The 19,813-nt window shown below is 66.3% G+C and carries 21 protein-coding genes; 10 read left to right on the plus strand and 11 right to left on the minus strand.

Annotated features, from left to right (window positions below):
- Positions 1–179 precede the first annotated feature (179 nt).
- The 6 genes from pxpB (at position 180) to pcp (ending at position 5,101) form a co-directional block, all read left to right on the plus strand.
- On the plus strand, positions 180–830 hold the full coding sequence (pxpB, locus tag WD006_RS24815) for a 5-oxoprolinase subunit PxpB (RefSeq protein ID WP_011514987.1): 651 nt from the start codon (positions 180–182) through the stop codon (positions 828–830).
- Positions 827–1,846, plus strand: a complete 1,020-nt coding sequence (locus tag WD006_RS24820; RefSeq protein ID WP_011514988.1) for a biotin-dependent carboxyltransferase family protein — start codon at positions 827–829, stop codon at positions 1,844–1,846. The genes pxpB and WD006_RS24820 overlap by 4 nt, the downstream gene beginning before the upstream one ends.
- Before the next feature lie 76 nt (positions 1,847–1,922).
- The gene (gene pxpA, locus WD006_RS24825; protein WP_011514989.1) at positions 1,923–2,663 is read left to right on the plus strand and encodes a 5-oxoprolinase subunit PxpA; all 741 of its coding nucleotides are present in this window, start codon (positions 1,923–1,925) and stop codon (positions 2,661–2,663) included.
- Between the two features lie 67 nt (positions 2,664–2,730).
- A complete protein-coding gene (locus WD006_RS24830) occupies positions 2,731–3,465 on the plus strand; it encodes a DUF969 domain-containing protein (RefSeq protein WP_011514990.1) in 735 nt (244 codons plus the stop codon).
- A 3-nt stretch (positions 3,466–3,468) separates the two neighbouring features.
- On the plus strand, positions 3,469–4,419 hold the full coding sequence (locus WD006_RS24835) for a DUF979 domain-containing protein (protein ID WP_011514991.1): 951 nt from the start codon (positions 3,469–3,471) through the stop codon (positions 4,417–4,419).
- A 13-nt stretch (positions 4,420–4,432) separates the two neighbouring features.
- Positions 4,433–5,101 (plus strand): pyroglutamyl-peptidase I, encoded by a 669-nt coding sequence (pcp, locus tag WD006_RS24840; protein ID WP_011514992.1) that lies wholly within the window; start codon positions 4,433–4,435, stop codon positions 5,099–5,101.
- Between the two features lie 11 nt (positions 5,102–5,112).
- On the opposite strand, the gene WD006_RS24845 is transcribed toward pcp, so the two are convergent.
- The 5 genes from WD006_RS24845 to WD006_RS24865 are packed head-to-tail and all read right to left on the minus strand — an operon-like array spanning position 5,113 to position 10,086.
- Positions 5,113–6,435, minus strand: coding sequence for a VanZ family protein (locus WD006_RS24845; RefSeq protein ID WP_011514993.1), 1,323 nt, complete (start codon positions 6,433–6,435; stop codon positions 5,113–5,115).
- 51 nt (positions 6,436–6,486) lie between these two features.
- Positions 6,487–7,134 carry an ABC-type transport auxiliary lipoprotein family protein gene (locus WD006_RS24850; protein WP_011514994.1) on the minus strand — a complete coding sequence of 216 codons (648 nt, stop codon included), beginning with the start codon at positions 7,132–7,134 and terminating at the stop codon, positions 6,487–6,489.
- A gap of 44 nt (positions 7,135–7,178) precedes the next feature.
- Positions 7,179–8,120 carry an MlaD family protein gene (locus WD006_RS24855; RefSeq protein ID WP_011514995.1) on the minus strand — a complete coding sequence of 314 codons (942 nt, stop codon included), beginning with the start codon at positions 8,118–8,120 and terminating at the stop codon, positions 7,179–7,181.
- Positions 8,120–8,959, minus strand: a complete 840-nt coding sequence (locus WD006_RS24860) for an ABC transporter ATP-binding protein (RefSeq protein ID WP_008648922.1) — start codon at positions 8,957–8,959, stop codon at positions 8,120–8,122. The genes WD006_RS24855 and WD006_RS24860 overlap by 1 nt, the downstream gene beginning before the upstream one ends.
- A complete protein-coding gene (locus WD006_RS24865) occupies positions 8,956–10,086 on the minus strand; it encodes an MlaE family ABC transporter permease (RefSeq protein ID WP_011514996.1) in 1,131 nt (376 codons plus the stop codon). The genes WD006_RS24860 and WD006_RS24865 overlap by 4 nt, the downstream gene beginning before the upstream one ends.
- A gap of 160 nt (positions 10,087–10,246) precedes the next feature.
- Between WD006_RS24865 and WD006_RS24870 the strand changes: the two genes are divergently transcribed.
- The 3 genes from WD006_RS24870 to WD006_RS24880 are packed head-to-tail and all read left to right on the plus strand — an operon-like array spanning position 10,247 to position 12,771.
- Positions 10,247–11,104 carry a biotin--[acetyl-CoA-carboxylase] ligase gene (locus WD006_RS24870; protein ID WP_011514997.1) on the plus strand — a complete coding sequence of 286 codons (858 nt, stop codon included), beginning with the start codon at positions 10,247–10,249 and terminating at the stop codon, positions 11,102–11,104.
- Positions 11,101–11,934 carry a type III pantothenate kinase gene (locus WD006_RS24875; protein ID WP_011514998.1) on the plus strand — a complete coding sequence of 278 codons (834 nt, stop codon included), beginning with the start codon at positions 11,101–11,103 and terminating at the stop codon, positions 11,932–11,934. Before WD006_RS24870 ends, WD006_RS24875 begins: the two co-directional genes overlap by 4 nt.
- A gap of 42 nt (positions 11,935–11,976) precedes the next feature.
- Positions 11,977–12,771 carry an SPOR domain-containing protein gene (locus WD006_RS24880; RefSeq protein ID WP_011514999.1) on the plus strand — a complete coding sequence of 265 codons (795 nt, stop codon included), beginning with the start codon at positions 11,977–11,979 and terminating at the stop codon, positions 12,769–12,771.
- A gap of 123 nt (positions 12,772–12,894) precedes the next feature.
- On the opposite strand, the gene rfaE2 is transcribed toward WD006_RS24880, so the two are convergent.
- The 6 genes from rfaE2 to WD006_RS24910 all read right to left on the minus strand — a co-directional run bounded on the left by rfaE2 (position 12,895) and on the right by WD006_RS24910 (position 18,850).
- On the minus strand, positions 12,895–13,386 hold the full coding sequence (rfaE2, locus tag WD006_RS24885) for a D-glycero-beta-D-manno-heptose 1-phosphate adenylyltransferase (protein ID WP_011515000.1): 492 nt from the start codon (positions 13,384–13,386) through the stop codon (positions 12,895–12,897).
- A 77-nt stretch (positions 13,387–13,463) separates the two neighbouring features.
- A complete protein-coding gene (locus WD006_RS24890; RefSeq protein WP_011515001.1) occupies positions 13,464–14,324 on the minus strand; it encodes a ferritin in 861 nt (286 codons plus the stop codon).
- Between the two features lie 129 nt (positions 14,325–14,453).
- Positions 14,454–15,638: a patatin-like phospholipase family protein gene (locus tag WD006_RS24895; RefSeq protein ID WP_224446175.1), complete on the minus strand. Its 1,185-nt coding sequence runs from the start codon at positions 15,636–15,638 to the stop codon at positions 14,454–14,456.
- A gap of 68 nt (positions 15,639–15,706) precedes the next feature.
- Entirely contained in the window at positions 15,707–16,606 is a 900-nt protein-coding gene (locus tag WD006_RS24900) for a PhaM family polyhydroxyalkanoate granule multifunctional regulatory protein (protein WP_011515003.1), read from the minus strand.
- Between the two features lie 54 nt (positions 16,607–16,660).
- The gene (locus WD006_RS24905) at positions 16,661–17,488 is read right to left on the minus strand and encodes an enoyl-CoA hydratase/isomerase family protein (RefSeq protein ID WP_008648241.1); all 828 of its coding nucleotides are present in this window, start codon (positions 17,486–17,488) and stop codon (positions 16,661–16,663) included.
- 381 nt (positions 17,489–17,869) lie between these two features.
- On the minus strand, positions 17,870–18,850 hold the full coding sequence (locus tag WD006_RS24910; protein WP_029306789.1) for a fumarylacetoacetate hydrolase family protein: 981 nt from the start codon (positions 18,848–18,850) through the stop codon (positions 17,870–17,872).
- A gap of 103 nt (positions 18,851–18,953) precedes the next feature.
- Between WD006_RS24910 and WD006_RS24915 the strand changes: the two genes are divergently transcribed.
- Positions 18,954–19,811, plus strand: a complete 858-nt coding sequence (locus tag WD006_RS24915; protein ID WP_011515005.1) for an IclR family transcriptional regulator — start codon at positions 18,954–18,956, stop codon at positions 19,809–19,811.
- Positions 19,812–19,813: the final 2 nt, after the last annotated feature.

Below are 19,813 nucleotides of genomic sequence, written 5' to 3' on the forward strand. Positions count from 1 at the left end.
ACTACCTAGGGTCAACACCGAGTGCCGTGCACCGGTAAGTTTCGATACCATGAATTTATCGATAAATCGTCGATGAAATTCGATTGAGTCGCGTCGGCTTCATCGGCGAGTCAGCACCGTGGTCTTGTGGCGCCTACACTGCCTGAGACTGCGGGCTGCAGTTACCTCGCGAGTTCCAAATGCCTCAATGCACCGTCCATCGTCTGGCTGAACAGGCGCTGCTTTACAGCGTCGAGCCGCCGGCGTCGCTCGATGTCCAGCGACGTATCTGGGCGATGGCCGCGCGTGCCGCCGACTGGCGGGGTGTGGTCGATGTGGTGCCGGGCATGAACAACCTCACCGTGACCTTCGATGGCACGGCGGACGTGGCAGCGCTGGAGCGCAACCTGAAGCTCGCCTGGGCTTCGGGAGAGGCGCGCAATGCGACGGGCAGGCTCGTGGAAGTCCCGGTCCGCTACGGCGGCGAGTTCGGGCCCGATCTGGCCGATGTGGCCGCCCACACGGGCCTGACACCCGCTGAGGTCGTGCACCGCCATGCCGCTGGCGAGTACGTGGTCTATTTCCTTGGATTCCAGCCCGGCTTTACCTACATGGGCGGGCTTGCGCCCGAATTGGCCACGCCGCGCCGCCGCGAGCCGCGTCTGGCCGTGCCGGCTGGCGCGGTGGGCATTGGTGGCGAGCAGACCGGCATCTACCCGGCCGTGCTGCCGGGTGGCTGGCAACTGATCGGGCGTACCGACGCCCAGCTATTCGTGGCCGATCGCGATCCGCCGTCGTTGTTCGCGCCCGGCGATACCGTGCGTTTTGTTGCCGAGGAGATCCTGCTGTGATCGAGATCATTCGGCCTGGCGCGCAGGCATCGGTGCAGGACCTCGGCCGTGTGGGCTTCCGCCGCTTCGGCGTGGGCCGCTCGGGCGCGGCTGACGACCTGGCGCTGCGCGTCGGCAATCGCCTGCTCGGCAACGATCCCGGCGCGGCGGCGATCGAGTTCACACTGGGCCGCGCCGCCGTGCGTTTTGAGGCCGACATGCGCGTGGCGCTGACGGGCGCCGAATGCAGCGCGAATCTTGACGGTGTCCCGGTCTGGTCGTGGCACGCGTTCGACGTGCGCCGTGGCGAGACGCTCACGCTGCCGTCGCCGCGCGGCGGCACGCGCACCTATCTCTGCGTGGCCGGTGGCATCGACGTGCCCCTGGTCATGAATTCGCGTAGCACCGATCTCAAGTCCGGTTTTGGCGGATTCGAAGGCCGCGTGCTGCGTGAAGGCGATCGCCTGCCCGTGGGCCGGCCCGGCATCGAGCAGGGGCAGGACTGGGTGGGCGTGGCCGCGCCGGGTTGGGCGCTGCCCGGGCAAGACGGTGGCAATGCCATCGCAATCCGCCTGCTGCCCGGCCCCGAATACGCCGACTTCGAGCCGGCGTCGCAAGCCGCGCTATGGCAGTCCGAATGGACCATCACGCCGCAGAGCAACCGCATGGGCCTGCGTCTGCAAGGTCCCGCATTGGCACGCCGAGCCGAGCGCTCGGCCGATCTGTTGTCGCACGGCGTGGTGCCGGGCGTGATGCAGGTGCCGCCGTCAGGCCAGCCTATCGCCCTGATGAGCGATGCGCAGACCACGGGCGGCTATCCGAAGATCGGCACCGTGATTGGCGCGGACCTGTGGCGACTGGCGCAGGTGCCGCTGGGCGCGACCGTGCGCTTCCGCCAGGTCACGCTCGAGGAAGCCGCCGCCGCGCAGGCCGAGGTGGACCGCTACCTGCGCCAGATCGACCAGGCACTGGCATGGCAGCGCGACGGCATGCAGATCGCCGCGCGGCGCCGCGCAACCACGCGCTTTGTCGCCTGAACGCCCAGACGATGCAACGACGCAACGAAACAACGAATTCCAATCGCCTGCCCCGACATATCCCCGGAGAACGCACATGCAAATCGACCTGAATGCCGACCTCGGCGAAGGCTGCGGCAATGACGAAGCCCTGCTGGCGCTGATCAGCTCCGCCAACATCGCCTGCGGCTGGCACGCGGGCGATGCCGCCACGATGCTGCAGACCGTGAAATGGGCGTTGGCCAACAAGGTGTCGATCGGCGCGCATCCGAGCTTCCCGGATCGCGAGAACTTCGGCCGCACCGAGATGCAGCGCGATCCCGAGGCGGTCTATGCCGATGTGCTGTACCAGATCGGCGCGCTCGATGCGATGGTGCGCGCGCAGGGCGGCGAACTCGCCCACGTGAAGCCGCACGGCGCGCTCTACAACATGGCCGTGCGCGACGCAAAGCTGTGCGAGGCGATCGTGCGCGCCGTGCGTGACTACGACTCCGACCTGGTCTTCTTTGGCCTGGCCAACAGCCAGATGATCGACATCGCACGCGCGGCGGGCCTGCGCGTGAAAGAAGAAGTCTTCGCCGACCGCGGCTATAACCCCGATGGCACGCTGGTCAAGCGTGGCACGCCGGGCGCGTTGCACGAGGACGAAGACGTGGCCCTGAACCAGACGCTGTCGATGGTCCGCGACAAGCAGGTGCGCGCGATTGATGGCACCTGGGTACCGATTCGCGCCGAAACCGTGTGTCTGCACGGCGACGGTGCTCACGCGCTTGCCTTCGCGCGCCGCATCCGGGAACGGCTCGGCGCGGAAGGCATTGCCATCCGTGCCGGCAACTGACGAGCCATCACGACGGGCTCACTCACGCGCTGGTTTTGCTCCCCCCAAACCTTATCCGGTGCACTCCATGGAAACCGCACTCAATCTTTGGCCCCTGCTAGGGGTCGGCGTCATCATCCTTGGCTTTGTTCTGCGGTTCAATCCCATGATGGTGGTGGCCGCGGCTGCTATCGTCACCGGATTGGCCGCGTCGATGCCTGTCATGCAGATCTTCACGGCGATCGGCACGGCATTCGTCAAGGCGCGCAACTTGCCGCTGATCATCCTGCTGCCGCTGGCGGTGATCGGCCTGCTCGAGCGTCATGGGCTGCGCGAGCATGCCCAGGCGTGGATCTCGCGAATCGCATCGGCTACCGTTGGCCGTCTGCTGATCGTCTACCTGGGTGTACGTGAACTCACCGCAGCGGTGGGGCTGACAAGCCTGGGCGGCCATCCGCAGATGGTGCGCCCGCTGCTGGCGCCGATGGCCGAAGGCGCGGCCGAGAACCGATTCGGTCATCTGCCCGAACCGGTGCGCCAACGCATCCTGGCGTTCTGTGCCGCTACCGACAACGTTGGCCTGTTCTTCGGTGAGGACATCTTCGTGGCCTTCGGCGCCATCGCGCTGATGCACACGTTCCTGCTGTCATCGAACATCGACGTCGAGCCGCTGCACATCGCCGTCTGGGGCATCCCCACCGCCATCTGCGCGTTCCTGATCCATGCCGTGCGCCTGAAGCGTCTCGATGGCTGGCTCGAACGCGAACTCGGTGGCAAGCAAGCCGCCGGCACGCCGGCCACTGCCGTAGCGAAAGGGGAGTAAGCCATGATTGTCTCGATCGACTATCTCTACTGGCTGGCCGGCTTCGTCCTGCTGATCACGGCCCTGATGACGTTCACGGACAAGACGCACCCGCGTCGGCTGTCCACGGGGCTGTTCTGGCTGCTATATGCGGTCATCTTTCTCGTCGGCGACAAGATCCCGCCCGCGATCGTTGGCGTGGGCGCGGTGGTGATGGCGCTGATCGCCGGATTCGGCGGCGTGGGCCAGGGCAAGCATGGCAGCCTGCCAGAGGAAGAGCGTCGCGCCAGCGCGCGTCGCCTGGGCAACAAGCTGTTCATTCCGGCGCTGCTGATCCCGCTGGTCACGGTGCTCGGTACCGTGCTGTTCAAGGATGTGAAGATCGCCGGACTGGCGCTGCTCGATCCGAAGAACGTCACGTTCGTGTCGCTCGGTATCGGCTGTATCGTCTCGCTGATCGTGGTTTGCTGGCTCACACGCGACACGGTGACGCAGAGCATGCGCGAATCGCGTCGTCTGATCGAGTCGCTCGGCTGGGCGCTGGTGCTGCCGCAGATGCTGGCGATGCTGGGTCTGGTGTTTGCCGATGCAGGCGTAGGCAAGGCCGTGGCGCACCTGACCACGGCGTACATCAACATGGACTACAAGCTCGTGGCCGTGGCGGTGTACTGCGTGGGCATGGCGCTGTTCACGATCATCATGGGCAACGGCTTTGCCGCGTTCCCGGTGATGACCGGTGGTGTTGGCGTGCCGATCCTGGTCGGCATGTTCAATGCGAACCCGGCCGTGATGGCGGCGATCGGCATGTTCTCCGGCTACTGCGGCACGCTGATGACGCCGATGGCCGCGAACTTCAACATCGTTCCTGCCGCGTTGCTGGAACTGGAAGACAAGAACGCCGTGATTCGCGCGCAGGTGCCTACCGCGCTGTGCATCCTGGTGGCCAATATCATCCTGCTGTACTTCCTGATGTAACCGGAGCCTGGCCATGACCACCCGTACTGTCCTGCTGACCGGCTTCGAGCCGTTCGAGAATGAACCGGTGAATCCGTCCTGGGAGGCGGTGCGTGCGCTCGATGGCGAGCGCGTGGGCGATGCCTTGATCGTTGCGCGGCAGTTGCCCTGCGTCTTCGGCAAGGCCATCGAGGCAATGGACGCGCTGGTCGATACGCTACGCCCTGACGTGGTGATCGCCGTCGGGCAGGCCGGTGGCCGCACCGAGCTGTCGATCGAGCGCGTGGCGATCAATGTCGACGATGCCCGCATTGCCGACAACGCCGGGGCCCAGCCGATCGACGCGCCGATCGCCAAGGATGGCCCGGTCGCGTACTTCTCGACCCTGCCGATCAAGGCGATCGTGCGCGACATGCGCGCGGCCGGCGTGCCCGCGATGGTCTCGCAGACCGCCGGTACCTTCGTCTGCAATCACGTGTTCTATGGGCTGATGCATGTGCTTGCCCATCGCAAGGCGGGCAGCGCCGCCGCGCCCACGCGCGGGGGATTCATCCATATTCCCTATCTGCCCGAACAGGCCGCGCGTCATCCGGGGGCGCCGAGCCTCGCACTCGATACGCTGATCGCGGGGTTGCGCGTGGCGGTGGCCACGTCGCTATCGACGGACGCGGATATTCGCGAGGGCGGCGGACAACTGCACTAGCAGGAGCGGCCTCAGGATTGCGGCCGCTTCGATTCCTGCTGCGCTTCCGTCGCGGCCGCCACCGCGCGCTCGGTGGCGCGGCGCCTCGCGCGCCGCACCAGCCGGCGTCGCACGCTGGCCTGCTCGAATCGCCAGATGATGTAGAAGAACGCCAGGAGCGGCCATAGCCAGCCCAGCCATTGCGCGAGGCTGTTGAAATGGATGAAGCGGCCCATGCGCCAGCCTTGCTCCGAAATCCACGCGTACGGGTTCGACGGCAGCACGTTGGTCAGCACGATCAGCGTCGCCAGCGCCAGCGTGGCGAGGATCGCCCGCAGCCAGCGTGGCAGGCGCAACAGCAGCACCAGCACCAGCGAACTCGTCAGCAGCGCGAAGCGGCCCCCCTCGGACAGCCAGTTGAAGGCGTTGTCGTCCGGGAACTGCAGCTCGGCTACCGCGGCCTTGATGATGAGCGCGGCAGTCAGCAGGCCCGCCAGGATGCGCAGCATCGGCGCGGTGCGCCGCATGGCGATCGAGGCGAACAGGCCGGTGCCGATCCAGCTCGATGCCGTGACCATGGTCTCCAGCATCAACTGGCCCTGCATATCGTCAGGGCGCAGGCCGATGTTGTCCTGCCATGCGATCAGCGAAGGGAAATAGGCCTGCACCAGCTCCATCGGCCACGAGTCCGGGTCGGTCAGCCATTCCCGCACGATCCCGCCCATGCCGAACAGATGCTCCTGCGGGAAGATCTGCGCGAACGGCCAGAGCAGGATCAGGATGATCGCGAAGCTCGCGTACGGCTCGAACCACGCATAGCGCAGTCGCGTCAGGGTGCCGCGGTCCACCAGCGCACTGGTGAACGGCGCCACCACGGCCGCGCCGAGCAGTGAGCCCAGCGCATTCGTGATCAGGTCAATGTTCGAGGAGATGCGCGTTGGCAGCCAGGTCTGCAGCGCCTCCATCGAGCCGGACAGCAGCGCGCCGGCCACCAGCGCGATCAGCGTGGCCCGTGCGCCGGACACGCGCGGATGCAGAGACAGCACAACGAGCGCGCCGAACGGGCAGTAGCCGAGCACATTGGTCAGCAGGTCGAACTCGGTGATGTAGCGCGGCTTCGGCGCGGTCAGGAAGGCAAACGCCGAGACGCCGTTGTTGACCCATCCGGTGAACGGATAGAGGCTCGCGTACACCACGAGCAGTGTGAAGCAGAGCAGGCCCACGCGCGCCACCGGCGAGTGACGCGGCAGCAGCGCGACTTCGAGCTCGGACTGGCGCGTGTCCTCCGGTTGGCTCCGCTGCGGTTCCGGAGGCGCGGGGGAGTGGGGAGAGGGCGGGGGCGTTGCCTGTGCCATGACTACGGTAAGACGGCGAGCAATGTGACCGACACGGCTACCACTCTACGCTCATCGGCGCTGCGGAGCCGGCGGGGCCGGCGGCGCGCTCGATGCCTGCGCGCCATCGAGCGGGAGCGTCGCGGTCCAGTCGAGGATCGCGGCGATTACGGCATCGACGCCGGCCGAAAGTGCCTTGACGCCACCCTGGCCGTCCGCGCTTGGCGCCGGCTGTTCGGCGACGAACGTTTTCTGTCCGATCAAGCCCTTGTGGTAGACCGTCGCGCGGGCTCGAACCACGCCGCGGCTGCTGGTCGGGGAGTCGAAAACCTGTTCGAAGGCGAGCAGGTCGACCTTGAGCGCCGGGATCGTCGTATCGCCCGACCATGACAGCGGGCCGCGAGCGGCCACCGCGTCGCGGAGGCGATCGTTGAACAGGTGCTGCGGGGAGTCTACCCAACGCTGCGTCGAGTAAGCCTGCAGCCGCTGCGCCTGCGTGTACTGGAGCCGGTAGTAGATGCCGCTGCCGTCCATCCAGACCGGCCCGTCGGTCTGCGTGATGCGCAGCTTTGGCAACGGTGCCGGCGGCTGAGATGGCGCCGCTGCCAGCGGGCCGAAGTCATAGGTGGTCGAAGGCGGCTGCGAGGACAGCACGCTGCAGCCCGACAGTGCGATCAGCAGGCCCAGCGCGGTGAATCGGAGAGCGGAGGCGATGGTCATGGTGAATTTCCGTCGAGTTACCGTCAAATGTTGGGCGCTGCGGATCAGGGCGCCTGGAAACCCGGCTCGCCCGGGCCAGGCGTGGGCGATGGCCCGCCGAACAGCACGCTACTTGGCTTGTCGTTGAACTGACTGGCGGCGCGGTCGATGCTGCGCACCGCCTGGCGTGACTCGCGTGCCAGTCCGTTGATCTGTGGCAGCGTTTCCTGATTCACGATGGTGGTGGTGGACTGTACTGAATCGGCAGCCACCTGCAGGTCGTTGCCAACGCGGTTGACCGTGCGCATGACCGTGCCGTCGGGGTTGCCGATCTCATCGGTCAGCCGCTTCGTCGACACCAGCGCTGCGTTCAGGTTGTCCACGGCCTTGGGCAGCTTCTCGGCGGCCGGCTGCAGGGTCGACTTCAGATGCGAGTAGTCGTCCGCGGTCTTGTGCACGGCCCGGATGGCCGCCATCAACTCGTCGCGGTTGGCGGGCTGGAACATGCTGTCGAGCGATGCCATCAGTGTTTCGGCCTGCGTCAGCAGTGAATCGCCGCGCTTTTCCAGTTCCTCGAAGAAACCGGGCCGCATCACGATGCGCGCGGGCTCGCGTGCCGACGTCGTCAGCCGCGGCGAGCTGCTCGTGTCGCCCTCCGTGCGCTCGGAATCGTCGAGCTGCACGTAGGCAATGCCGGTCACGCCCTGGAAGCCTAGCGTGGCATACGTGGTGCGCGTGATTGGCGTGTCATGGTTGATGCTGATGCGGACGATGATCTGGCCCGGCACCTGCGGATCGAACTTGATAGATAAGACCTTGCCGACCTCGAGTCCGCGATATTTCACGTCGGCCTGCGGCCCCAGTCCGTTCACCGTCGATCGCGTGATCAGGTCGTACGGCACGCGCACGGTGTGATCGCTGCTGAACCAGAACAGGGAAACCGATACCAGGATGGCAAGGCCGATGGTGAACACGCCGGCCAGGAAGGCGTTTGACTTGTTTTCCATCAGACTTCTCCAGGATGCGCGTCCGGCGCGCCGGGGCCCTTGGGGGCCGGCAGCGCCTGCAGCGCGCGCTGGGCGCGTTCGCCCAGGAAATATTCGCGAATGAATGGGTGGTCGACCTTGATCACCTCGGGAATTGGCGCGGCGGCCAGCACTCGATGGTCGGCCAGCACGGCCACGCGATCGGACAGCGCCACTAGCGTGTCGAGGTCGTGCGTGATCATGACCACGGTCAGGCCGAGTTCACGGCGCAGTTCGCGGATCAGGGCCACATAGTCGTCCGAGGCCATCGGGTCGAGGCCAGCGGTTGGCTCGTCCAGAAACACCAGCTCGGGTTCCAGCGCTAGGGCACGGGCCAGCCCGACGCGCTTGATCATGCCGCCGGACAGGTCGGACGGCATCTTGTCGGCGTCCTTGGCGGAGAGCCCCACCAGTTGCAGCTTGAGCAGGGATGCCCGGCAGATGAGGTCGTCCGGCAGCGCGCGCATTTCGCGCAGCGGCAGCGCGACATTGTCGATCACCGACAGCGCGGAGAACAGCGCGCCACGCTGGAACTGCAGCCCCCAGCGGCTGCGCAGGGCCTGCAACTGGTCAGCGGACAGTTCCGCGGGATTCTCGCCGAAGACCCGGATCGTGCCCGAGGTCGGACGGTCCAGGCCGACGATCTGGCGCAGCAGCACGGTCTTGCCCGAGCCAGACCCGCCAACGATCGACAGCACCTCGCCGCGATAGACCTCGAGGTTCAGATCCTTGTGGACCACGTTGTCGCCGAAGCGCTTCTCGAGGTTGCGCACCTCGATGATCGTCTCGCGCGGGGTGCCGCGCTCAATGGTTGGACTCATATGCCGATGTCCTTGAACAGGATTGCGAACACGGCGTCGGCGATGATGACCACGGTGATCGACGTCACCACCGATGCGGTCGTGCCCTGGCCCAGGCTCTGCGTATTGGGTTTGACGCGCAGGCCGAAGTGGCAGGCCGTCAGCGCGATCAGCATGCCGAAGACCACGCCCTTGCACAGGCCGAACCACAGGTTGGCAACCGGCACTGCATCGGGCAACTGGCGCAGGAAGTACACGTAGCTGATGTCGAGCTGCAGGCGGGCGGCGACCATGCCACCGAATAGCGCCAGCAGGTCGGTCCAGGCCACGAGCAGTGGCATGGAGATGGCCAGGGCGATCACACGCGGCATGACCAGCCGGAAGCCATGGGAAATCCCCATCACGGACATCGCGTCGAGTTCCTCGGTCACCCGCATGACGCCGATCTGCGCGGTGATGGCCGAGCCGGAGCGGCCGGCGATCAGGATCGCGGCCAGCACCGGACCGAGCTCGCGGATAACGGCCATGCCGAGAATATTGACGATGAACGTGCTGGCGCCAAATATCCGCAGCTGATTGGCCGACAGGTAGGACAGCACGATGCCGATCAGGAAGGCGACCAGCGCCGTGATGCCGAGCGCCTTGTAGCCGACGTTGTAGATATTCGCGGAGATTTCGCGCCAGGGGCCGCGCTGCGGCGCGCGCAGGAAGCGCAACAGGTCGAACACCAGTTGCCCGAGCATCGTGACGCCGACGCCGAGTTGGGCCAGAAACGACAGCACGCTCGCGCCGACGATTGTCACCGGGTTGAAGCGTTCGACCATGTGCTTCTTCCAGCCCTCGGTGCGCAGGCCGGCGATGCGCGCGAATACGCGCTTCTGGCCGTCATTGAGCGACACGTTGTCAGGCATGTGGCCATTCCAGGCCTGCCAGATCAGTTGTGCGCCGATATGGTCGAGGCGCGTGATGCCATCGAGGGACCACTCGGCGTGGCGCGGCGCCTCGGACAGTTCGTGCAGTTGCGCGCGCAGGCCACGTGCTTCATGGCATCCGGCTAGCGCAACGGCCGTCCACTCTCCCTGCAACTGCACGCGGAAGTCGGTGTCCTGGCGCGATATCTCAATGACGGGTGTCGGCTGGCGTTCCAAATGAGGCTGATGTGATGGGCGAGTCTCGATTCTATGCTACTGGCCGCCGGCATGGCGATCAGACACCTTCTGACACGGTGGCGGCTACAATCTCGCCAGACCGCGCCGCGCGGGTTTGATTCCCTGAAACTCCCCGAATTCCGAGTTCTTTGCTTTCGACATGTCAGAAGCCCCCGACCGTTCCCCATCCGCCCCCGACTGGCGCATCGATGCCGATTTCCTGCATCTCGAGCTTGGAGCAGGTGCCGCGCACGCCTGGGCCGTCGAGGTGGTCGAGGAAACCGGCTCGACCAATGCCGACCTGACACAGGCCTGCCGCGCCGCGCCCTGGTCGGACGACGCGTGCAGCGTGCGGGTGGCCTATCGCCAGACAGCAGGCCGTGGTCGGCATGGCCGCCCGTGGCGGGGGCAAGCCGGCCTGACTTTCTCGGTGGCGATGCCGCTGGCGCTGTCGCCGGCGCGCCTGAGCGGACTGAGTCTCGCCGTGGGACTGGCGTTGGCCGAGGCGCTGGAGGACGTGGACCCGGCGCTTGGCGCGCGCGTTGGCCTGAAATGGCCGAACGATCTCCAGATCGACGGCCGCAAGCTGTCGGGCATCCTGATCGAATCGGTGCCTGCCGGGCCGGAGCGGGTCTGGGTGGTGATCGGCATTGGCCTGAATCTGGTGCGTGACCCGGCGATGGAAGCCGCCCTGGGCCGCGATCTGGCTGGCGTGGCCGAGGCCATGACGACGTTTGATCCGCAGCGGGACCCGACGCGCATCCTGGCTGCGATCGCGAACCGGCTGGCGCGGATGCGCGAGGCATTCCTGGTGGATGGCTTCGCGCCGATGGCGGCGCGCTGGTCTGCGCGGGATGCATTTCGCGATGAGCCGGTGCGCCTGCTGCACGATGGCGTGGTGCAGGCCGAAGGGCTGGCGCGTGGTGTGGATGGCGAAGGCTACCTGCTGCTGCACACGCCCGAGGGGCTGCAGCGCATCGCCAGTGGCGAAGTCTCGCTGCGCGGAGCCAGTGCATGAGTCGGCTCCTGATCGACATCGGCAACACACGCCTCAAATGGGCGTGGTGCGATGACGCGCCCGTGGCTGCGGAGCATGTCGTCGAGGGTGGCGCGGTCCTGCCCTCACCTTGGCGACACGGCGGCGCGGCGGCGCACGCCGTGCCTGCCGAGCGCTCGGCGCTGGTCGGCACATGGCGGCAACTTGCCGCCGGGACCACGCCCGAGATCTGGATTGCCAACGTGGCCGGCCCGACCATCGCGGCGGCCATGGAAGCCGTGATGGAGGATGCATTTGGCGCGGTGTCGCCACATTGGGTACGTACCACGGCCGCGCACGGCGACCTCGTCAACGGCTATCGCGAGCCCACGCAGCTTGGCGTGGACCGTTGGGTCGGCAGTATCGGGGCGCACCGGTGGTTGCCCGGCGAGACCCTGCTGATCGTGACGGCGGGCACGGCCACCACACTCGATATCGTCACGGCCACGGCGGATGGCGCCCGCTTCGAGGGTGGGCTGATCTTGCCCGGCCTTGAACTGATGCTCGGCACGCTGGCCCGCAATACTGCGCAATTGCCTGAACTCGATGTGCTCGACACCGGCGCGGGCGCCGAACGAGCTGTTCGGGCGTTGGGCGCGGACAACACTCACGATGCGATCGCGGCGGGCTGTCTGGCCGCGCAGGCCGGTGCCATCGAGCGCTCCTGGCGTGCGCTCGCGGGACGCGGCCCGGTCCGCTGCCTGCTCTCGGGCGGCGCGCGGCACGCGGTGGCTGGCGCGCTCGCGATGCCGTTCGAGATGCACGATAATCTCGTGCTGCTCGGGTTGCACGCCATGGCGCTGCCTGCCTGACATACCTGCGCAACCCCTATCCGTCGCCTGTCATTCGTCACCATGCTCCGCAAAGGTTTCAACGCCCTGCTGCTGATCCTGCTGCTCGTCAACCTTTGGCTTGCGGCGGCCGTGGCCGGCAAGTTCGGTCCGGAACCACTGGCCGGCTGGGCAGAAAGCCCGCGCGAGCCGCAACGCCTGGGGCAGCAGGCGCGGGTGGAGCGGATGCAGATCCAGCCGCCGAGGGCGGCGGAGGCTGCGGACGCGGCAGTGGCTCCGGCATCGTCCCCGGCAGCGCCACGCGCGGCCCATCCGGCGGCCATCTCCAGCACCGCGCGGACATCCGCCGATAGTTGCATGGAGGTGGGCGGCTTCACGGCGCAGAACGTGCAGCGCGCGATCGAGGACCTGAAGGCGATTGCCGTGACCGCACCCCTGCCGATGGAGCAGTTCGAGCGATCGGAGCAGGTGCGGTGGTGGGTTCATCTGCCGGCCCAGCCGACGCGCGAGAACGCCGATCGAAAGCTGGCGGAGCTGCGTCGCCGCAAGGTCACCGACGTATCGGTGGTGGCGGGCGAGAATCCCGAGTCGTACACGGTTTCGCTCGGACTGTTCCGTGACCGCGAGCGTGCCGACAAATTCCTGGAAGTATTGCGCGGGCAGGGCGTGCGCACCGCGCAGATCAGCGATGCGCCGAGAGCGATCGCGCGGCAGTGGCTGCGCGTGGCGCACGCCGACGATGCCGTGCGCGCGCGGATGGACGAAGTGAGGCTGCGCTATGGCGGTGATGTGCTGCAGGACTGCCGCCCGGTGACCCAGGCGCGCGGCGAGCCAGTCGCGACGCGTGCCGAGGGTTAAAAAGCGGGTTCAAAATGAAGCGAAGCAGTTCTGGCTAGACGAGGGGCTGCAGACAGTAGAAGTAGAACGGCAAGGCCCTGCAACGACGCCAGAATCTTCTTGAAACGGCTTCTAACACCCGGCTCAGCCGCCGCGTACCTTCGTCAGCAGCTTGGTGGTCGAGCGGTCGTGCAGGAACTGGATCGCGTATGCCTGTCCGCCCCAGCTACGCACCAGCCGCGTTTCCTCCAGCGTGTCGATGTCGTAGTCGCCGCCCTTCACGTAAACGTCCGGCCGCACCAGCCGGATCAGTTCCACCGGCGTCTTCTCGCGGAACATCGCCACCAGATCCACTGACGCGAGCGCGGCCAGCAGCGCCATGCGATCGGCATCGTGATTGAGCGGGCGATCGTTGCCCTTGCCGAGCATCTTCACCGAAGCGTCGCTGTTCACCCCGACCACCAGGCTGGCGCCCATCGCGCGCGCCTGCGCCAGATACGTGGCGTGGCCGCGATGGAGGATGTCGAACACGCCGTTGGTGAAGACCAGCGGGCGCGGCAGCTTTGCCACTGCGGCGTGCAGGGCCGCGACATCGTCGGCGGGGACCAGCTTGGATTCGAAGGCGGGTGCGTTCATGTGTCGTGGAGAAAGAAAAACCCCATCGTATCCGATGGGGTTTGGCATGCTCAGGTGCTCAAGCGGGGCCGGAACGCTCAGGCTTGGGCAGGTTGGGCACCGCCGCTCTGCAGGCTGATGTTCAGTTCCTTGCGGTAGCGGTTCAGGTCCTGCACCGTGTCGAACGTGCGCTCGAACAGCAGCGACATGTTGTGCAGAATCCGCTCGATGACCTTCTTTTCCCAGATCTCGTCGAAGCGGATCTGTTCGTCGAGCCAGTGCTCGAGCCAGTCCGGATCGGGCAGGCGGGACTGCACCGTGTCGTTCGGGAACAGCGCCTTGTTCACGTGCAGGTTGGTCGGGTGCAGCGGCTTTTCCGTGCGACGGGCCGACGCCATCAGCACGCCGATCTTGGCGAACGCGGCACGCGCGTTGTCGCCAAACTGGTTCAGGTACTTCTTCATGTAGCGCAGGTAGGCGCCGCCATGGCGTGCCTCGTCCTGCGACAGCGTGCGGTAGATATGCTTGATCACCGGTTCCGAGTGCCATTCGGCGGCACGGCGGTACCAGTGGTTCAGGCGGATCTCGCCGCAAAAATGCAGCATCAGCGTTTCCAGCGGCGGGGCCGGATCGAACTCGAAGCGCACGGCGTGCAGCTCTTCCTCGGTCGGCACCAGGTCCGGACGGAAACGGCGCAGGTACTCCATCAGCACCAGCGAGTGCTTCTGTTCCTCGAAGAACCAGATGCTCATGAACGCCGAAAAGTCGGAGTCGTGGCGGTTGTCGCGCAGAAACATCTCCGTGGCGGGCAGGGCCGACCATTCGGTGATGGCATTCATGCGGATGGTTTTCGCCTGGTCGTCAGTGAGCAGGCTGGCGTCGAAGGTATCCCAGGGGATGTCCTTGTCCATGTGCCAGCGGACCGCCTCCAACGATTTGAACAGTTCGGGGTAGAGCATGCTAAGCCTTTGAAATTACGGGCGGATTCTACCAGACAAGAATTATTCTCGAATGATTTCTCTACTCCGTTGTAGCCCGGATCGTAGCGATTTCAATCAGATTGCCGGTTGTTGTCGCAAAAAGTGGCGCTATTGCGACACTTCTGTCACTTCTTTTTTGGCCGGCGTGGTTTCCGGCACCACTCCATAGAGGAATGCGGCGATCTGGTCGCCCTGGGCGGCCGCGTCACGTTCGCCCAGCGCCAGCAAGGCCTGGGTGAACTCGGGTTCGAACAACAGATAGCTCGCGAACGCGGCGCCGCGCGCCTCGGTGCCGCCCAGTGGCGACAGGAACGCGCGCACGGTGCGTGGCAGGCGATTCAGGTGCTCGGCCGCGATGGCCTCGATCGGCTCGCTGGGTGAAATCGTCATGACCTGCACCGGGCGCCAGCCTTCGGTGTCGTTGGCCATCTCGGGCATCCGCGACAGCAGCCGGTTGATGTGCATGAGTCGCTCGATGTCGGCCTGCAGGCCATCCAGGAAGATGCTGGCCAGGGCTTGGCCGCCAACCTGCGCCAGCGACGGATAGCCGCCCGATGGCACGGTATCGAACCAGCCGGCCCGCTGGCGCGACGCGGCGCCGATGGCCAGGATGCGCGACGCGCCAAGGTGAATCGCGGGTGACAGCGGCGACATCTGCCGCATCGTGCCGTCGCCGAACCATTCGTGATGGCCTTCGAGTTCGAGCGGTATGGCCGGGAACAGGAACGGAATCGAGGCCGATGCCAGCAGGTGATCGACGCCAATCGCGGACTCCACGGCCATGCGCTGGCTGCGTTGCCATCCGTGGATACGGCGGTGAGACTGATAAAACGTGACATGGCGGCCGGTGCTGTACGACAGCGCCGTGACCGCGAAGGCTTGCAGCACGCCGGCGTCCAGACTGGCCTGGACGCGCTCCGGCTCGAACAGCTCGGTCAGGAAGCTGCCGAGCGGCGCATTGTCGAATAGCGCGCGTGGCGATGACCGCCGCGTGACCCAGCCGAAGGCCAGCGAGGACAGCCATCGCGCGCCGGAAACGCCCACGCGCAGCACGTCGGTCCGGTAGACGTCGTCGGCGTGCAGGCTGTGCCAGAGCGCTGACAGCTTGTCCGTGGCCGCGCGGAAGTCGGCGGCGCCGACCGCCAGGCCCGCGCCATTGATCGCACCCGCGGATGTCCCGGCGATGATGCCGAACGGCAGCGGGCAATGTGCCAGCCCAAGACGCGCGGCGATCTTCGCAATACCGGACAGCACACCGGCCTGGTACGCGGCCCGCGCGCCACCGCCCATCATCACCAGAGCGGTGCTCTGGCGCTGGCGGGCGCGGGCCGAGGCCTCCGCCGAATGTGCGGAGAGCGCGCTCACTCGAACGTGTCCTCCGGCGTGCCGGGCGCTGGCGGGGTCTCAGGCTTGGCCGTCGATTTCCCGGCCGATGCCTTTCGGGCTGCGGGTTTCTTTGCAGCCGGCTTGCCCGATGTCTTCGCCGCCGGCTTTGTCGCCGATTTTGCGGATTTCCTGGCTACGGTCTTTGTTCCCGCCTTCTTCGTCCCGGACGTCTTCGCCCCCTTGGGTGCAGGACCGGACTTGTTATCGCCGGCGCTCGTGGTGCTCGTGGTGCTCGTGGTGCTCGTGGTGCTCGTAGCAGACTCGCTGCCTGCCGGGCTGGCGCCGAAGCCACCAAGGTTGCTGAACGGCGTGACATTGGCCGCCGCCGCCGCGCTGCTGGCGATCTGGTTGAACTGTTGCTGCATCAGGTCCCACCACAGCGATGCATTGGGCGGCACCTGGGCGGGTCCGGTGGAAGTGGCCGAGGCTTCGGCGCCGGATTCGGGCGGCGCGTCGATGTCGTCATCGGCGGGCTCGTCATTTTCCGCATCGGCTTGTGCTTCCGAGACCGTCTCGGCAGCGCCGTACTGGTGATGCGGTGCGGCGCTCGGGGCGCTGGCGGCGCGCGCCACGTTTTCCATCGCGCTCTGCATGGCATCGGGGGAGAGCGCGCTGCCAAACGTCTGCAGCGCTACCAGCGTGGCCCGTTGCACTTCAAGGCCCTGGATGGTCGTGCGCAGCAGGCTCGAGTTGAGCTGCAGCCAGCTTTCCACTGCCTTGAGGTCGTGAATCCGCTTGTCGATGCCCTCGAGATCCATCGGGGGCGTCATCGCGCTCAGGCCGGGCATCAGCCCGCTGGGCATTCCGCTGCCGGAAGCCCAGAGCTTGCGAAGGAACTCGTAGCTGTTGGTGAAATCGGGTAACTGTCCGAACATGGTCGCGCAACTCCGTCTGACATGGTCGTCCCGAAACGTGAGCAGGACGACCGGTTACTTGAATTCGGGCGGCCGCTTCTGACGCAGGCTCGCCATGCCTTCGTGCACGTCGGGGCCGGCAAAGCCCATGAATTCGAGCGCCAGCGAGGTATCGAACGCGGGGCCGGCCATGCGCAGCCAGTTGTTGAGCGCGTACTTGGTCCAGCGGATGGCGGTCTGCGATCCGGCAGCAAGCCGGTTGGCCACCTCGAACGCTTTCGCGACCAGTTCGTCTTCTTCCACCGCCAGCGATACCAGGCCGATCCGCTCGGCTTCCTCGCCGCTGACCGACTCGCACAGCATCAGATAGTACTTGGCCTTGGCCATTCCGCACAGCAACGGCCAGACGATGGCGGCATGATCGCCGGCGGCCACACCCAGCCGGGTATGGCCATCCACGATGCGCGCGGTCTTTGCCGCGATCGAGATATCGGCCAGCAGCCCGGCTACCAGCCCCGCGCCAACGGCCGGGCCATGCATCGCGGAGACGATCGGCTTGTCGCAGTTGATGACGTTGTAGACCAGGTCGCGTGCCTCATGCCAGACGCGGGTGCGCGTCTCGAAATCGTTGGCCATCTCCTCGACCAGTCCGAGGTCGCCGCCGGCCGAGAAGCCCTTGCCTTCGCCACGGATCAGCGCCACGCGGATTTCGGGTTCCGCCGAAATATCACGCCAGATCTCGGCCAGTTCGCGGTGCATGGAGGCGTCGGCGGTGGCCAGTTTCTGGTTGGCCGATTGGGCCGCGCCCATGATCACCTCAAGGATGGGGCCGTGGCGGCGCAGGGTCAGGGCGCGATAGCGCGCAAGGCGCGGGGGCAGGGTATTGGCGTCGGAAGTGGTCATTTGGGCGGGTATCGAAGAAGTTTCGGGCCGCCGGGCAGGGGAACTGGATGTCCGAAAGAGGCGAAGGAGCGCGAAGGGACGCAAGGAAGACGCGTCGAATGCAATTCCCCGACCGGCTGGTCGGGGAATTATAGGCCCAGGAACGCCTGGCGCGGCAAGGCTTGCATGCCTTAGAGGCGCTATCAAAAAGATTCTGGCGTTGTTGCGCGGCCTTGGCCGGTCCACTTGTACTGTCTGCGGCCGCGCCCTTGCAGGGCGCGCATGTGCTCGCAGGCACGTGCCGTTCCGCAGGCGGCTCGCATACGAGCCGAAACCCCTGCGTCACCCTAGCCAGAACCGCTTCGCTTCATTTTGATAGCGCCTCTTATGGGCCGGTGCCCGTTATGGTGCGGCCACCACCTGGTCGATCGCGCCGAAGATCGACTTGTGTTCGGCGTCGAACATCTCGATACGGACGGCATCGCCGTACTTCATGAACTCGGTCTCGGGTTTGCCGCCGTCGATCGTCTCGATCATGCGTTTTTCGGCGATACAGCAGTACCCCTTGCTGCGATCGACGTTCGAAATCGTGCCCGAGCCGACGATGCTGCCCGCGCGCACGTTGCGCGTCCTGCAGATGTGGGCAATCAGCTGGCCGAAGTCGAACACCATATCGGTGCCGCAGTCGGGCGAGCCCACCTTCTTGCTGTTCCAGTGGACCACCATCGGGCGATGCACGCGGCGCTCGCGCCAGGCGTCGCCGAGTTCGTCCGGCGTGACCGCCACCGGCGAAAACGCCGTGGCGGGCTTGCTCTGGAAGAAGCCGAAACCCTTGCCGAGTTCGGCCGGGATCAGGTTGCGTAGCGAAACATCGTTGGCCAGCATCACCAGCCGGATGGCCTCCCCGGCCTGGTCGGGGGTGGCGCCCATGCGCACGTCGCCGGTGATCACGGCCACTTCGGCCTCGAAATCGATGCCGAAGGCCTCGCTGGCGCAGACGATGTCGTCCTGCGGGCCGATGAAGTCGTCGGAGCCGCCCTGATACATCAGCGGGTCGGTCCAGAACTCGGGCGGCATCTCCGCGCCGCGCGCCTTGCGCACCAGTTCCACGTGGTTCACGTAGGCCGAGCCGTCGGCCCACTGGTACGCGCGCGGCAGCGGCGCCATGCAGTCCTTGGTCTGGAACGGGAACGGGTGGCGTGACCGGCCGGCGTTCAGCGCGTCATACAGGTCCTGGAGCTGCGGCGCGTAGAAGGCCCAGTCGTCGAGCACGGTCTGGAGCTTGCCTGCGATATCGGTGGCGAAGTGCGCGGTTTTCAAGTCGCGCGAGACAACGACGAGCTGGCCGTCGCGCGAACCATCCTTCAGGGTGGCGAGTTTCATGCGGAGTCGAACATAGGCAAATCGGATGGGCCACAGTCTACCGGAGCGGCGCGGGCGCACCGTATAGAATGGCCGGCAATACCGATACGCTTGCCAGGAACGCATGACCGCAGCCGAAGACGACGATACCCGGGACGATATTGCCGACGACACCAGGCGTGCGGGCATCCAGTCCATCGAGGTGGGATTCCGGCTGCTGCAGGCGCTGGCCGCGTCGCCGCGCGCGATGATGCTGCGCGACCTGGCCGCGGCGGCGGACATGAGTCCGGCCAAGGCGCACCGCTATCTGGTTAGCTTCCAGCGGCTGGGCGCCGTGACGCAGGACGCCGTGAGCCAGCGCTACGACCTTGGCCCGTTCGCGCTGCAGCTTGGCCTGGCCGGGCTGAACCGGCTCGACCCGGTGCGCAAGGCGCGCCCGATCCTGTCGCAGCTGCGTGACGAGATCGACCAGACCGCCGGTATCGCCGTGTGGGGCAACCACGGGCCGACCATCGTCCACTGGGAGGAATCGAGCCATCCGGTCAGCGCCAGCCTGCGGCTCGGTGACGTCATGCCGATGCTCAACTCGGCCACGGGCCGCCTTTATGGGGCTTATCTGTCGCGCCGCCAGACACTGCCGCTGATCGAGCGGGAACTGGCCACGCGTGGCACCGTCCCACTGCCTGACATGCCCGTATCGCTGGACGAATATGACGCGATCTGCGCGGACGTGCGAGAGCACGGCGCGGCACGCACGCGCGGCGGGGTGTTGCCGGGCATCAATGCGATCTCCACGCCCGTGTTCGACGCGAATGGCCATCTGGCGATGGCGCTGATCGTGCTCGGCGCGCAGAGCGTATTCGATGCAGAATGGGGCGGTACGGTGGATCGGCGCGTGCGCGATATCGCCCGGCAAATCTCTTCGGAACTCGGTTACCTAGATGGCAACCAACGGGCCGGACAAACCGGTCAAACCTCGTAGTC

Origin of the sequence: Cupriavidus sp. Met-2 (genome assembly GCF_049843575.1) — a bacterium.
Lineage (GTDB): Bacteria > Pseudomonadota > Gammaproteobacteria > Burkholderiales > Burkholderiaceae > Cupriavidus > Cupriavidus metallidurans.